This window comes from Candidatus Eremiobacteraceae bacterium (genome assembly GCA_036511855.1).
GTDB lineage: Bacteria > Vulcanimicrobiota > Vulcanimicrobiia > Eremiobacterales > Eremiobacteraceae > JABCYQ01.
In genome coordinates this window covers 14,006-28,020 of record DATCBN010000085.1, presented here as the reverse complement: position 1 = coordinate 28,020, position 14,015 = coordinate 14,006, and the positions used below count along the sequence as shown (strand labels likewise).

Sequence of the window (14,015 nt, the reverse complement as noted above, 5' to 3'; positions counted from 1 at the left end):
GCATACTTGCGTGCGGCTTACTATTGATGGCACCGGTCGCCGCCGGCGCCGAAGATGCGACGGGCGACATCAAGGCCTCGGCTGAGGCATTCATGCACGATAACCATATTCCAGGAATGGCTCTTGCGGTCACCAACCGCGACGGGACGCTCATCACGCTCTATCTCGGTACGGCCGATCTCAAGACCGGGAGGCCCGTCACCGCGACGACGCTCTTCGGCGTGGGTTCGATCACGAAGTCCATGACCGCCGTGGCGTTGCTGCAAGCGAGGGATCGCGGTGCGTTCGATCCCGAAAAACCCGTCACCGACTACCTGCCGTACTTTCGCGTCCACACGCAATACCGGCCGCTCACCGGCCGCGACTTGCTCAACCACACGAGCGGATTGCCCGACGGCACGCGCGACGACCTGACGGGCGAATATCTCGTGTACGCGCTGCAAAATGTCGAGACCGGTTTCGCCCCCGGGACTCATTGGTCGTATTCCAACAACGGCTACTATACGCTTGGGTACATGCTCGAACACATCGACGGCCGGCCGTATCCCGATATCATCCGCGACGATCTCTTCAAGGCGCTGGACATGTCGGACAGCGAGCCCGCCACCACCTACGAGGCGCGCGAGCGGATGGCCGTCGGGTACCTCAATGAATACGACGACCGCCCGCCGTCACCGGACTTGCCCGTAGTCGAGGCCCCGTTCTACGAAGCCGACTGGCCCGACGGCGCAGCGCTTTCCACCGCACCCGACATGGCGAAGTACCTGCGCTTCTTGCTCAACCGGGGCGCCGGACCGCACGGCCAAGTCTTATCGGCTTCCAGCTTCGCTCTGCTGACTTCGCCATCGGCGACCGTCGGTTCGGTTGACGCGGGCGGCACCGGCAGTCTCTACACGAAATATGCCTACGGCTTGGCCGTTCATACGGTCGACGGACATAGCGTCGTCGGTCATACCGGCGGGACTCAGCCGTATACGGCGTGCATGGAGGCCGACCTCGATGGCGGATTCGGCGCAGTGGCACTCACGAATTTCGGATACACCGCGCCGCGGCCATGCTCGGTGGTGGAGTACGCGCTCTCCATCGAGCGCGCTCTCGTGGGCGGCAAGCCGCTCCCGGCGCCGGCGCCCGCGCAGCAACCGGGGGATCTCCTCCACGTGAAGACGCCGGCACGGCGACCGGCTTTATTTGCAGTCCCCGGCGTGCCAATTGCCCATGTTCCCCTCCGATACCGACGCTTTTTGGGTCGCCGATCCGCGGTTCGCCCTCTACTATTTGCGGTTCGCGCGACCATGCCGGACTGTATACCGAAGTCGACAACGGGCCGAAACGATACTTCGCGCCGGCGTTTGGCGGACCGAAATCGACGGCGCATCCGCCGTCGTGGGATGCCTACGCCGGTCACTATCGGTCGGTCGAGACCAACTGGGGAAATAATTTCCGCGTGTTCGTCAGAGCGGACAAATTGTGGTCCGAAACGCCGGATGGCGGCGAAACCGAACTCACGCCACTGGCAGGCGGCGCATTCCGCGTGGGGACCGACACCTGGTCGCCCGAACGGCTCTCCTTCGATACAATCGTCTCCGGGCGCGCGCTGCGCGCGATCGATTCGGGCGCGCCTTTTTATCGGGTATTCACGCCATGACGAAGTCAGTGAAAACTGTGGACCGCAAGCGCTGCCATTGGGCCAAGGGAGCGCTCGAGATCCGTTATCACGATGGCGAATGGGGGGATCCCGTTCGCGACGACCACAAGCTTTTCGAGATGCTCATCCTCGAGGGAGCGCAGGCAGGTCTCTCGTGGTCGACCATTCTCGCCAAACGCGATCGGTATCGCGAAGTGTTCGCGCGGTTCGACCCGGCTCGGGTCGCGCGCTTCACGCCCGCGCGCGTCGAACGCCTGCTCGCCGATCCCGGCATCGTGCGCAACCGGCTGAAAGTCGCCGGGACCGTCCGAAATGCCAAACATTTCTTAGAAGTTCAGCGCGAGTTCGGTTCGTTCGCCAAGTACTTGCGCACGTTCGCCGGCGCGAAAACCGCCGATGCGCTAAGCCTCGACCTTAAAAAGCGCGGTTTCATCTTTGTCGGCCCCACGATCATGTACGCGTTCATGCAGGCCGTGGGCATGGTCAATGACCATCAGCGAAGCTGTTGGAAGTGGAAGAAGGGCCTAGTTCAGTCGGCGTGACCGACCGACGGTAAATGCGAAAATGAGGCCGGCCATAAAGGCCGGCCCCACAGTTTGTGCCGGGTTTTTAGTAGGCGCTGCGCTGCTGTTGGAAGCAGTCGCGGCAGTAGACCGGCTTGTCGCCTCGCGGCTGGAACGGCACTTCGGCCGGGCCGCCGCAGCTCGAGCACGTGGTGCGGAACATCTCGCGTTGCGCGCCGCCGCCGCCGCCGCCGCCGCCACCGCCGCCGAAGCGGCTGCCACCGCCACCGCCGCCGGATCCGCCGCGACTCGCCTTACGCGCTGCACGGCAATCCGGGCAACGGCTCGGCTTGTTCTGGAAGCCCTTTTGGGCGTAGAACTCTTGCTCGCCGGCTGTGAAAGTGAACTGCTGGCCGCAATCCACGCATGTGATAAGTTGATCGGTAAACACCTTGGTTGAAACTCCCATTGCGCTTCGTGAGAGGCTCACGACGCACTCGTCAGTAATTCGTTTCGGTTGGGGTGATGACAATCGCTATGGGAGAACCGAGGTTTCCAATTTCGACGTCTGGGGATGTGCTCGCCCTACCACAGACCAAAACCACAAGCATGATATCACTATTACTAGCTTGAGGGCAAGTATCGTACCGCGCAGCGGTCTCTGTCAGGGTCCGAACGCCAAGAGGCCGCCATTGTTCGAGAAGTTCGGGTCGGCCAGATAACCGCTGTAGAGCCGCTGACCGAGGCCGATGGCCGGAGCGCAGCGCGTGTACGCGTTCGTGACGTACGTCCACTTCTGGGTTCCATCGGGATTGAGCGCATGGATCGCGCCGCAGCTATCGCCGGCGAAATAGATGGTGCCGTCGCCGCCGATCGCCGGCGTCGAGGCGATCTCGAACCTGCTGAGCTTGCGCATCCATTTTATCGTGCCGTCGGGATTAAAGGCATACATGACGCCATAGGCGGACCTTGCATAAATTGTTCCGTCCGCGGCGATGACCGCTCCGGCTTGAATGTCAGAGTCGATCAGCGGGCGCCACGTGCGACGTCTGCGGACCGATGTGGTCGGTCCTCCCCGATCTCTCGGACCGGTTTTTGAACATGCTCCATTGCGCATTCGAACAGCATTGCGCATCCGGCGGACTTTCCACATCCATTCCGATTGGCGCCGTGCCGGCATCCGCCACATGAATGACGGGAATGGAGAGGAACAGCGCGGCAAGCGCCACACAGAACAAAAATTTCGCACACTTCGAAATCATGCTTTGGTCTCCCGAGCCGTGCACCCGGGCTCGGTCCTGCCATGCCGTTCTAGAGCGCTATTTCCGCGACGGGTTCGCAACGCGCCGGCCACGAACGCCTTGAATGTATGATGAGCCGGAGGGTTTGATATTGTGGATGCACGCATAGGACTTGTCGTCATAGTAAGCTCGCTTGCGGCTTTGGTTCCGCTCCCAGCTCAAGCGCGGCCGTTCATGCTCGACGATCTCAAGCGCCTCGTCGACATTCAGGAGCCCCAGATCTCTCCGAACGGGTCGGCCGTGGCCGTGGTGGTCATCCGGCCGAATTTCTCAAGCGACACATACGATACCACGCTCGAACTCATCGACGTCGCGACGCATTCCCGGCGGGCGCTCACGCACGCGCGCGACGGCATCGGCTTTCCGCGCTGGTCGCCCGACGGAAGCCGGATAGCATTCATCGCGCAGACCGGCGGCAACGACTCGTCGGCGCAGATATTTGTGCTTCCGATGACCGGCGGCGATCCAAAGCAGATCACGGACTCGCCAAACGACGTGCAGCAATTCGATTGGAGCCCCGACGGCAAGAGGTTGGCCTACGTGACCGCCGACGACCCGGACAGCGACCGATCGGATTCCAACGACGACGCGTTCACTGTCGGCAACAACGACTTCTTGCAGACCTCGGCCCCAACGCCCAACCAGATCTGGCTTGCGGCGTCGAACGGTTCATGGCACAAGCGGCTCACGTCTGGCGCGCGCGGTTTGCCGAGCACCAGCACGACCTACGCGACCGAATCGGTCGTGCACTGGACCGCCGACGGCACACACATCGTGTTCGCGCGATTGCCGAGCGCGGTAGAAGATGACGAGTATCTGCAAGAGATCATGGTGGCAGACGCTTCCACCGGAAGCGTGCAGAAGCTCACGGACGGCGTCTATCAGATGATGCCGGTGGTCTCACCCGATGGAGCGCAGACGCTATTCGCCTATCCGCGCGGCGGCGACTACAATCAAGGCAACGAGATATTCGTCGCGCCGACGGCCGGCGGGCCGGCCCGCTCGTTGACCGCTGGGCTCGACCGCAACGTCCTCATCGCGAAATGGATGCCGGACGGCGCGAACGTCTTGCTCGGCGCCAATATCGGCACCGCGAGCGCGTTGTGGCTCCAGCCAGCCGATGGCGGCGCGGCGAGACGATTGGGTATTGGATCCGTGAGTTGGATCAACGATAATGACTGGGAGCCGGTGACCGTCGGCCGCGCCGGCGCGATCGCCTTCACCGGCAGCACCGGAAGCGATCCGACGGAATTGTATTTCATGACGTCGCCTTCGGCGGCTCCCGTCAAACTCACGAATCTTAACGATCCTACCGCGGCGCTCGACCTCGGAAAAACCGTGAGTATCGATTGGCAAGGCCCGGACGGATTTGCCGAAGACGGCGTGCTCACATACCCTTCGGGATATATCGCCGGCCGCGCGTATCCTCTGGCGATCTACATCCACGGCGGCCCGATTTGGGCTTCGAGTTTAGCGTTCAACGAGACGACTCAATTGCTGGCGGCCGCCGGCTTCGTCGTGCTCCAGCCTAACTATCGCGGCAGCGACAACCTAGGAAATGCGTACGAAGTTGCCATCGCACCCGACGCAGGAGCGGGGCCCGGTCGCGACATCATGGCCGGCATTGCGGCTGTCGAAAAGCTGGGCATCGTCGACCCGTCGCGCATTGGCGTCTCCGGCTGGTCGTACGGCGGGTACATGACCTCGTGGATGATCACCCACTATCATATTTGGAAGGCCGCCGTCTCCGGCGCCGCGGTGAACGACTGGATGGTGGACTACTCGATCGCGGACGACCACAAAGCAGATGAACTGCAATTGCACGCAACGCCGCAGAGCGATCCGCAACTGTATCGCGACGTTTCACCGATCACGTATGCGAAGGATGTGACCACGCCGACGCTCATCATGTGCGATACGGGCGATCCTCGCGTGCCGATACCGGAATCGTACGAGTTCTATCACGCGCTCGTGGACAACAAGATACCGGTGACATTTGTGGCGTATCCGGTGAGCGGTCATCTGCCGGCCGATCCGGTCCGCAACGCGGACATCGACCGGCGTTGGGTTGCGTGGCTGAAGGACTACGTCTAAATGCGATTCGACCTCTCGTAGAGGGCAACCGTACTAGGGCAAGCATCGCTTGCCCATCGGAAAAAAAATGGGCAAGCGATGCTTGCCCTAGTACATTCACCCTACTATGGATCGATTGGCGTTCTAGTACTTCATGCTCAAGAACACGGTGAATTCGCGCGGTAAGCCGGTCTGTTCGTTTTCGTACGGTGCCCGGCCGTAGTTGTATTGGAAGGGTTCCAGACCGGCGTTCAGATTCGTGCCGGACACGGGATTACCAAGGCTGTTGTTCGGCCCGCATGGCTTCCCGAATCCGCAGTTCTCGTACCAGATGTTGTTAGAGGGCGACGACGGATTGTAGTTGCCGAGCAGGTTCTCCACGCGCAGACCGATTTGGTATCCGCGATCTTTGGGGCCGATATCTTGCGAGATCGACAAGTTGAGATAGGTGTTCGCGACGCCGTGAAGTGTGCCCGGGTCATCGCCTTCGGGAGTCCCGCGCGAACCGATGATGTTGGGTTGTTGTTCCGTGCCCGGATCGTTGGGATCGGTGTAGTAGTATGCGTTCGTGTAGCCGTTCGCCAAATCGGTGTTGAGGACCAACTGCGGAACGGACTGGCCTTTCGCGTTTGTGGTGAAGATGTACACCTTCTTACCGACTCCGTAGCGGTAACCCGACTCGTACGGCACCGTCGCGGAGATATGGAAACCGTGCGGTGAATCGTAGACGAGGTTCGCCGTTGCGGTGATGGGCGCCACATACGAGACATGGAAGAAGTGGTTCGCGGCCAACGCAGCGTTGTTGACGAACGGGAAGAAGTCGCTGTCGTAGTTCGCAAACGTGTTGTCGTACGTGACGGCGAGCGAGGTGGACAGCCCCAGGCGATGCTGCGACTGTAGAGCGAACTCGACGCCAGTGTTTTCATTGACGCCGGCATTTTCTTCGCGCGCTGCGCCGAACACCGGTTGCCCGCTCGCGAGCGTGGTGAGCAACGGCGAGTTGCCGACGATGTAGTCTGTGCCCTTGCGATAGTAAGGGGTGATGCGGAGCTCGGTGCCTCCGCCGAATTCGTGCTCCCACGACGCATCGTAGTTGATGGCGTGCTGCGGGCGCACGGGAGTGTACTGGGCGAACTCGTTTGTCGTCAGATCGAGATTCATCTGTTGGTACAGATTGGTGATGTGGTTGGTCTCCTGACCGGCAGGCACCGTTCCGGGTCCGCCGGGCAACGGGATGAAGCAGCCGTTTGCGATGTTGCAGTTCTGCAGCGAGGTCGGCACACGATACTTGTCCTCGACTGCCGATAGCGTCGCGAACTCGATGTTCTGGCCGACTGAGAAGCGCAGGACATCGCTGCGGCCCAACTGATAGGCTGCCGCGAATCGCGGGCTGATCTGCGACGGCGCCGTGATGTCCGAGCTGAACGGCTTACCGGGCACCGTGACGAGATTGCCGGCATCGTTGTAGAAGTACGACGTGTTGGCTTGAGCCGCATTCGCCGGCAGACCGTAGACCTGTTTGTCAAATCGCAGGCCAGCGGTCAGCGTGAGCCGTTGGTTGGGCTGGTACCGGTCTTTCACGAAGAGGTCATACCGGTGGATGGGGTCGTTGGACACCGATAGATCGTCGACGTACGTGCTGAGCGGAGCGTGTGCCGCATCGGTGGGCAGCGTGCCGTCGAGGAATGGGCCGCCGTTCGCCTGGTTCATAGCTCGGTTGAACGGTGCGATGTAGCAGCCGCCCACACCCGTGCCGCCGTTGTCGAGCAGTTGCGGACAGCCGATATCGGAGAGCGGCTCGTAAAACGACTCGGAGCTTGGGAAGCCGGCCGAGTACTTGCTGCCGTAATACGTCATGTCGCCGCCGAATCCGATCGAATGCTTATCGGAGATCTGGTTAGCATAGTCGAACCCGAGGCCGGTGCCCTGGGTTTGGAGGTCCTCGTAGAAATCCGAGAACGAACCGACGTCGTACGGATAGCGAAAGATCAGATTCTCGATTGTCTTGTGCAATGTGAACTCAGCATAACTTGACGGGGACAATTGGCGCTTGAAATTGAGTTTGTCGATGACGGAGCTGAAAGTCTGGTCGTCTGCCACGCCGATATTCTGATGGGGCGTGACTTGTCCGGGATACAGCGTGAAGTAGTCGCTTTGCGGCACGGGCAGCGTGTCGCCGAAATTGTCGAGGATCGGTTCGGAGTTGATCTGAACGTTTTGGTTGTTTCCGGCATAGGGCGCGATCTTGCCGTTGACCTCAAAGCCGAATCCAAACGTCTGGCTGCTGAGATTGCTCAGCAACTGGATCTCGTCTCGATTGTCGCGACCAAGGCGATAGAAGAGATTCAGCACTTCGTCGTTCGTCGTCGTGAAATCGCCGAAGGCGACGTAGAGCGGAAGCAGACTCCGCTTGTCGCCGTATTCCTGGCCGTCACGCTGGCCGTCGTAAGAGAAGTAGTAGGAGAACTTGTTGTCTGGCGTCGCGTTGCCGTAGTCGAGCGACAGTTCATGTCCGTACGTGCTGAAAAACGCGCGTGCAGTCGCTTCGCCCGAACCGGGATAGGCTCCGTGGTCGATCACTTCGTTTATGACTCCCGAGTTTGTGTTTCCGGCTGAGACATCGTATCCGCCGGTGGAGAGCTGAACGCTGCGCGCCCCGTTCAACGTGACGGCGTTGAGGAATTGACCCGTCACCGGATCGGTGTTGTCGACGCCATCCAACTGGTATCCGACATCGTTTTCCTGGCCGGCGCGGATCACCGGATAGCCGGCATTGTCGGTGGTCACGCCCGGAAGCGAATTGAACGCTTGAAAGCCGTTGGGATCCTGCGGCGTGCCGTTGAGATTGGACAAAGTCGTCTGGTTGACGACATACGTGTTTGCGGTTTGCGTGGGCTGGATGAGAGACGTCGTGCCTCGGACGGTGACCTTGCCGAGCGTCTTTGCCTCCGTGTCGAGGCGCGCGTTGATCCGCGATGTCTGATCCTGTACGGTGGTGATGCCAGGGATAGACTGCGACAAGTACCCTGATTTCGTGAACGTCAGCGTGTACGTGTCGAGTGGAAGACCGTTCATCGCGTAGAAGCCGTTCGCACCCGTGATGGTGCGCGTGGCGAACGATGGCGCAGCAGCTGACACCTGGACGCCGGCGATGGCTTTCCCTAAACCATCGGTGACGTAGCCTTGAATGCCGCCCGTCGTCCCAGCCGTTGCCTGCTGCGCTGCGATGCCTGCCATAAGGACCATCGCCGCGATTGCAGTAACGGTGAAAGAACGAATGAGTCGTGACATTTTGATTTCCCTTCGCGAGAATAATCGCCAAAACCGATGCCGACAACGGCATCGTAGCAATCGCAAGCTGGTTCTTTTGGTTCACGGAAAAGCCTTGCTTCGTCGAGAGGACAACCGTACTTCGTGAGTGCGGCCGGCATCGGCGGCCTTACAAAATGATGCGGAGCCTATGTTTATCGTAGGCTCCGCCGAACGATGTGCGGCCGATCTGTCCGGTTCTTCGGATGACCCGTCAGTATTTCCAACTCACGAAGAGCGTGTATACGCGCGGCGGCCCGTTCTTTTCTTGTTCAGATGGGCCCGGGCCGAAGTTGTATTGAAATGGTTCTGTCGCCGCAGCGAGATTTGTTCCCGAGCCGGTCTTCCGAAAAACCTTGCTCCGCATCGAGAAACGATCGGCGCCATCGAAAACATAGTCGCCGAAATGAAAAGGGACGAGGCGTCGCGCGTCCTAGTCCCTTGCGATTGTCGCTTGCGACATGTTCGGTGGCGGCGGGTGGGCCCAATTCCGAATGCCCGAAATATTCGGCGGACGAAGGTCCGCCGGTGCCGCTGCGTGCGTCACGAGACTGCACGCAGACGGGGGCGATCGCGCGAAACGCATTCGGAGTCGAGCCGGTGACCCGCGCTGATCATGACATAGCCGATCGCGACGATCAGCTTTGCCATGCGCCGGCGCGCAGGTACGCGCAGCGCGCGTGCGAGCATAGCGAGCCGTCCGGCCACCGCTTCGGCGCGGAATCCGGCCTGGCGTTGGCGTGCGACGTCGAGGTTGACGAAGCCGTGCATGTGCGTTACCTCCTTTCCTGATGGATGACGACTGCACGAGGAATTGAAAAGGCCTCCGCGATGCGGAGGCCTCGAATCGGTCGCGATGAACGCGGATTGCTGCGCGTCATCGACGAATGAAACGATATCCTCCGCTGGGTGCGCACGCATGGCCCGGGCCGGCGAGGCACACGACGACAGACGGAATCACGGCAAGGCCGTTCATCCCGGGGCGGTCGTACCGCTTTGTCGTCAGCAACATTGGTTCATGGTCTCCTTTGCGGGAGCGATTTCAACGTGAGCAATCGTATCATGCGCATTGTGCGGAAGTCAACCCCGTGAGCGCTCTATGACCGCGCTGAAACGCGTCATCGCTCGGCTTCGATCGGCGTACGGGCCGCCCCGTCCGCCGATCGCCATCGATCCATTCGCGATCGTCCTCTACGAGAATGCGGCGTATCTCGTACCTGAAGAGCGGCGCGCCGCGGCATTCGAAGAACTGCGGCGCCGCATCGGCGTCACGCCGCAGGCGATCGCCCGTGCGAAGCAGGCAATGCTTCGTTCGGCTGCGGCCGAGGGTGGCGTCTACGCCGATCTCCGAGCGGCGCGAATGCGCGAGGCGGCACGAATCATCATCGAAGAATTCGGCGGCGGCACAGCCGGTGTTTTGGCAGAGCCACCCGCTCGCCGGCGCCGCTTGTTGAAGAAATTTCCTGCGATCGGCGATCCCGGCGTCGACAAAATACTGCTCTTGAGCCGAACCGAGCCGGTGATGGCGTTGGAATCGAACGGCCTACGCGTGCTGACGCGGTTAGGCTTCGGGACCGAATCGAAGAGCTATGCCGCGACCTACAAGTCGGTCCAGCGAGCCTTGGGCGAATTCCACGAACGCGACTTCGACTTCTTGATCGATGCACACGTCTTGCTCGCGCGCCACGGCCGCGAGCTATGCCGGCGGACCGCACCGCTTTGCGACCCATGTCCGCTCAAGAGCACCTGCGCGTACTATCGGAATCTACCCTGACCTCGGCGCGCCCTGCGCCGGCAGGCGCTTGCGCGTCTTCCAGATATTCTCGGCGGGCCACCGCCGAGCCCATTCGAGCCGGACATAGTCTCCGTACGTACTGGGCGCGCCCTCGGGTGGCCGCAATTCGATGAGCGCTTCGACGTCGAGTCCGTGCTCGCTGAACACGCGGATCCACTCCCCATAGGGAAGATTGAAACTGACGGTGTCCGCGTCCTCAACGCGATGCAGCCCGAAGTAGTCGCGCTGGAATGTCTCCGTCGACTTCGATTCGAGATCGCTGTATGTGAGTTCGACGAGCGGCGTCGCCATGTTGAAGATGAAACGACCGCCGGCGCGTAGCATTCGCGCCGCTTCGGCCACCGAGCGATAGGGATCGCAGAACGACATAGCGCCATGATCGCAAAAGATGAGATCGAAGGAATCATCCGCCAACGGCACTGCTTCAGCGCTCGCGTGAACGAGCGGAAATTCGACGCCCGCTTCGTCCATCAAGCGCCGGGCGTGCTGTAGTTGACGCGCGGAGTTGTCGAGCGCGACCATGCGCGCGCCGAGCAAATGCAATGCGATCGACCACTGCGCCGCGCCGCAGCCGAATTCGAGCACGTCCAATCCTCCGACGTCGCCGAGGATCTGCAGCTCGGATTCCGGCCGCTCCCACACGCCCCAACACGGTGGTTTTCGCCAATCCAACTGCGCGGCGTGCTTGGTTTGATAATCGTCGGCGGTCGCATCCCAGTGTCGCCGGTTTTTCGCCGCATGTTCGGTCAGGTCCATGTTAACACAACACCGATTTGCAATAGGGACAATCGTAGTAGGGCTAGCCGTACTAGGGTGAGCAGCGCTCACCCATTTTTTGGGCAAGCGATGCTTGCCCTAGTACAGCTCACCCTCCTACAGAAAAAAATGGGCAAGCGATGCTTGCCCTAGTACAGCTCACCGTCCTACAGAAAATGGTCGACGGCCGGCTACAGCATCACAAGGCCGCGGCGGATCCCTTCGGTCACGGCTTCAGTCCGCGAACCGGCATGCAGCTTCGCAAGAATGGATGCGACGTGAAACTTGACCGTGTGTTCCGAAATGCCTAGCCGAAGCGCGATGCCCTTGTTGCCCGTGCCGGCCGCGACGAGACGCAGAACTTCGCGCTCTCGCGGCGAGAGATGAGGCGACGCATCTTCATCGATCGGCCAAGATCGGGCGCTGCTTGTCGACGCGAGTGCCGGCGCCGCTTCTCGCATCACCGAGACGAGCCCGGCCGCCGCCGCCCGGACGGCCGCGACGATCGCAAGCGAATCGGCATCACGCGGCAACACCGCCGCCGCGCCGGCGCGCAGCAATTCGGACGTCTGTTCCAAAGCGGCATCGCCGAGGACCACCACCTGCGCACGGGTCTCAATCGCCTGATATGCGGATTCCAAATCAGGAGCGTCGACGACCGCGACCAGCGGCCGCAAGGATTGAAAGCGTTTGATCGCCTGTTCAATCTCCGATGACCCCGCAAGTTCGAAGTCGTGCGTCGATACGACGACGGCTTCCAACGTCTCGCGCGCTTGGAGCGTATCCGCGGCGATGAAGACCCGAGTCACGCCGCTCGGTCGACCTGCGCGGTGAGCCTACCGGTCACAATGCTGATGCTGCGCAGCTTCTTGCCTCGCAGCGCTTCGACGACGATGGGATCACCCGGTACCATCCGGTCGAGCGCGAACCCGAGCGCATCGGGCCGGTCGATCGATTCGCCACCGGCTCGGACGATCACGTCGCCCAGCGACAGGCCCGCAAGCTCGGCCGGCGCGCCGGGCGCAAGCTCGACGACGATGAGTCCGAGCGTCGCTTCGATGGAACGGACGTTGGCGCCGCGTTCGACGGCATTATGAACCGCGACCGGCTGCGTCGTCACGCCTAACCATGCGCGTACGCCGCGCGTGCGCACGAAGCGATCGGCCGTCTCGCTTGGGACCGCAAGTGCGAGCCCGCCGGCGATCATGCTGTTGATGCCCACGACGCGGCCGAGCGCGTCGACCATCGGTCCACCCGAGTTACCGGGCGCAAGCCGAAGATCGGCTTCGAGCCAGCGGCGCGTCACGCCGAGGCGATCTGAGGTCGCCCGGTGCACGATACCGAGCGTCAGAGTGCCCGCGATTCCAAGCGGCGCACCGAGCGCCGCGACGACGTCGCCGACGCGCAACGCGCCCGCGCGGCCGATCGTCGCGCTTCTCAAACTGCCGGCTTCCGAAATCGGCGTGATTTCTGCGAGATCGAGACGGTCGTCGCGCAGCGTTACGGCGCCGCGAATCGTCCGCCCGTCCGGTGATTCGATCCAGACATCGCGCGCCGACCCGACGACGTGCGCATTAGTGATGATCGCGCCGTCGGCGCTCCACACGACGCCCGATCCGCCGCCGTGCCGTTGCGCACGAACCTGCACGGTCGAGAGGCGAACGCTCTCGGCAAGACTCGCGAGACCCTTATCTAGGTCGGTCGTCATGTCACTCGCCCTCGTCGATAGGGCGCTCGCCGACCGCGATCACTACTTCGGTGACCGCTCCCGCGCGGATGATCGATGCGCGCACGTTGCGGCCCGCCACGTCATCGCTCAAGAACGCCAGCACGTCGTGGACATCGTCGATCCGCTGATCGTCAAGCGAAATGAGGACGTCGCCGATGAACAGGCCGGCGCGCTCCGCCGGGCCGCCGGGCTCGACAGAGAGCACGATGACGGCGTCACCGGCTTCGACGTGCAGACGATCGCGGATCGCGTCCGGCAGGCGCACTTGCTGCATGCCTACGCCGAGATATCCGCGCGTCACTTTGCCCCGTTTGAGAAGTTGGCCCACGACTCTCTCGATCGTCGAGACGGGCACGGTCAATGCGGTTTGGCGCGAGAGTCCGGTGGTGTTCATTCCGATCACCGCTCCGTTGCCGTCGATGAGCGGCCCGCCTGAAAAACCGGGATAGATGTTGAGATCGGGGCGGATAAGCCGGTCGACGCGGCCGCCGTGCCACGTCCGCCACGGTCCGCCGAGGGCGCTGACAACGCCTAACGTGGCGGCGACGCCTTCATCGTCCGAGCGTGCGATCGCGATCGCGAGACGTCCGACCGCGAGATCGTCGGGTGAAGCGAAGTCGGCGGTCCGAAGTCCGGCGCCATCGAAGCGCAAGATCGCGACATCGATCGACGCGTCGCGTCCGGCAAGTTCGGCAGGCACCTCCCGGCCGTCGGGCAGCGTGAGCGTGATCTCAGAATCGCGTTTGACCGCGTGATCGGCCGTTACGACGATCCCCTCGCGCCAATGGACGCCGCTCGATGTCGCGCGCCTGCGCGCATCGACGGCGACGACGGATTGCGCCGCGCGTGCGATCGCACCGCTGACGTCGTTGGAAAGTGATTCGAGTGTGGTCACGTTTGAAGC

The 14,015-nt window shown here is 61.9% G+C and carries 15 protein-coding genes; 4 read left to right on the top strand and 11 right to left on the bottom strand.

The genetic code is table 11. The annotated features are described in order from the left end of the window. Window positions 1–20 precede the first annotated feature (20 nt). Window positions 21–476 carry a hypothetical protein gene (locus tag VII69_10825; protein ID HEY5095601.1) on the bottom strand — a complete coding sequence of 152 codons (456 nt, stop codon included), beginning with the start codon at window positions 474–476 and terminating at the stop codon, window positions 21–23. A gap of 227 nt (window positions 477–703) precedes the next feature. Continuing rightward, window positions 704–880: a hypothetical protein gene (locus VII69_10820; protein HEY5095600.1), complete on the bottom strand. Its 177-nt coding sequence runs from the start codon at window positions 878–880 to the stop codon at window positions 704–706. 564 nt (window positions 881–1,444) lie between these two features. Here VII69_10820 and VII69_10815 point away from each other — a divergent pair. Then, window positions 1,445–1,645 carry a hypothetical protein gene (locus VII69_10815; GenBank protein ID HEY5095599.1) on the top strand — a complete coding sequence of 67 codons (201 nt, stop codon included), beginning with the start codon at window positions 1,445–1,447 and terminating at the stop codon, window positions 1,643–1,645. Then, complete coding sequence (locus VII69_10810) at window positions 1,642–2,187, top strand: DNA-3-methyladenine glycosylase I (protein HEY5095598.1); 546 nt, start codon at window positions 1,642–1,644, stop codon at window positions 2,185–2,187. Before VII69_10815 ends, VII69_10810 begins: the two co-directional genes overlap by 4 nt. Window positions 2,188–2,254: 67 nt before the next feature. Here VII69_10810 and VII69_10805 read toward each other — a convergent pair whose 3' ends face one another. The 3 genes from VII69_10805 to VII69_10795 form a co-directional block, all read right to left on the bottom strand. Continuing rightward, window positions 2,255–2,638: a zinc-ribbon domain containing protein gene (locus VII69_10805; protein HEY5095597.1), complete on the bottom strand. Its 384-nt coding sequence runs from the start codon at window positions 2,636–2,638 to the stop codon at window positions 2,255–2,257. Between the two features lie 174 nt (window positions 2,639–2,812). Continuing rightward, on the bottom strand, window positions 2,813–3,265 hold the full coding sequence (locus VII69_10800) for a PQQ-binding-like beta-propeller repeat protein (GenBank protein HEY5095596.1): 453 nt from the start codon (window positions 3,263–3,265) through the stop codon (window positions 2,813–2,815). Beyond that, complete coding sequence (locus VII69_10795; protein HEY5095595.1) at window positions 3,165–3,410, bottom strand: hypothetical protein; 246 nt, start codon at window positions 3,408–3,410, stop codon at window positions 3,165–3,167. Before VII69_10795 ends, VII69_10800 begins: the two co-directional genes overlap by 101 nt. Before the next feature lie 132 nt (window positions 3,411–3,542). Here VII69_10795 and VII69_10790 point away from each other — a divergent pair, with 132 nt between their 5' ends. Next, window positions 3,543–5,543: a S9 family peptidase gene (locus VII69_10790; protein ID HEY5095594.1), complete on the top strand. Its 2,001-nt coding sequence runs from the start codon at window positions 3,543–3,545 to the stop codon at window positions 5,541–5,543. Between the two features lie 123 nt (window positions 5,544–5,666). On the opposite strand, the gene VII69_10785 is transcribed toward VII69_10790, so the two are convergent. Beyond that, window positions 5,667–8,813 (bottom strand): TonB-dependent receptor, encoded by a 3,147-nt coding sequence (locus VII69_10785; GenBank protein ID HEY5095593.1) that lies wholly within the window; start codon window positions 8,811–8,813, stop codon window positions 5,667–5,669. Window positions 8,814–9,374: 561 nt separating this feature from the next. Continuing rightward, window positions 9,375–9,602 carry a hypothetical protein gene (locus VII69_10780; protein HEY5095592.1) on the bottom strand — a complete coding sequence of 76 codons (228 nt, stop codon included), beginning with the start codon at window positions 9,600–9,602 and terminating at the stop codon, window positions 9,375–9,377. 328 nt (window positions 9,603–9,930) lie between these two features. Here VII69_10780 and VII69_10775 point away from each other — a divergent pair, with 328 nt between their 5' ends. Continuing rightward, window positions 9,931–10,605, top strand: a complete 675-nt coding sequence (locus VII69_10775) for a hypothetical protein (protein ID HEY5095591.1) — start codon at window positions 9,931–9,933, stop codon at window positions 10,603–10,605. On the opposite strand, the gene VII69_10770 is transcribed toward VII69_10775, so the two are convergent. The 4 genes from VII69_10770 to VII69_10755 all read right to left on the bottom strand — a co-directional run bounded on the left by VII69_10770 (window position 10,597) and on the right by VII69_10755 (window position 14,006). Beyond that, on the bottom strand, window positions 10,597–11,382 hold the full coding sequence (locus VII69_10770) for a class I SAM-dependent methyltransferase (GenBank protein HEY5095590.1): 786 nt from the start codon (window positions 11,380–11,382) through the stop codon (window positions 10,597–10,599). The genes VII69_10775 and VII69_10770 overlap by 9 nt on opposite strands. 191 nt (window positions 11,383–11,573) lie before the next feature. Further along, window positions 11,574–12,191, bottom strand: a complete 618-nt coding sequence (locus VII69_10765) for a response regulator transcription factor (protein HEY5095589.1) — start codon at window positions 12,189–12,191, stop codon at window positions 11,574–11,576. Continuing rightward, on the bottom strand, window positions 12,188–13,090 hold the full coding sequence (locus VII69_10760; GenBank protein HEY5095588.1) for a trypsin-like peptidase domain-containing protein: 903 nt from the start codon (window positions 13,088–13,090) through the stop codon (window positions 12,188–12,190). The genes VII69_10765 and VII69_10760 overlap by 4 nt, the downstream gene beginning before the upstream one ends. A 1-nt stretch (window position 13,091) precedes the next feature. Further along, the gene (locus tag VII69_10755) at window positions 13,092–14,006 is read right to left on the bottom strand and encodes a trypsin-like peptidase domain-containing protein (protein ID HEY5095587.1); all 915 of its coding nucleotides are present in this window, start codon (window positions 14,004–14,006) and stop codon (window positions 13,092–13,094) included. Window positions 14,007–14,015 lie beyond the last annotated feature (9 nt).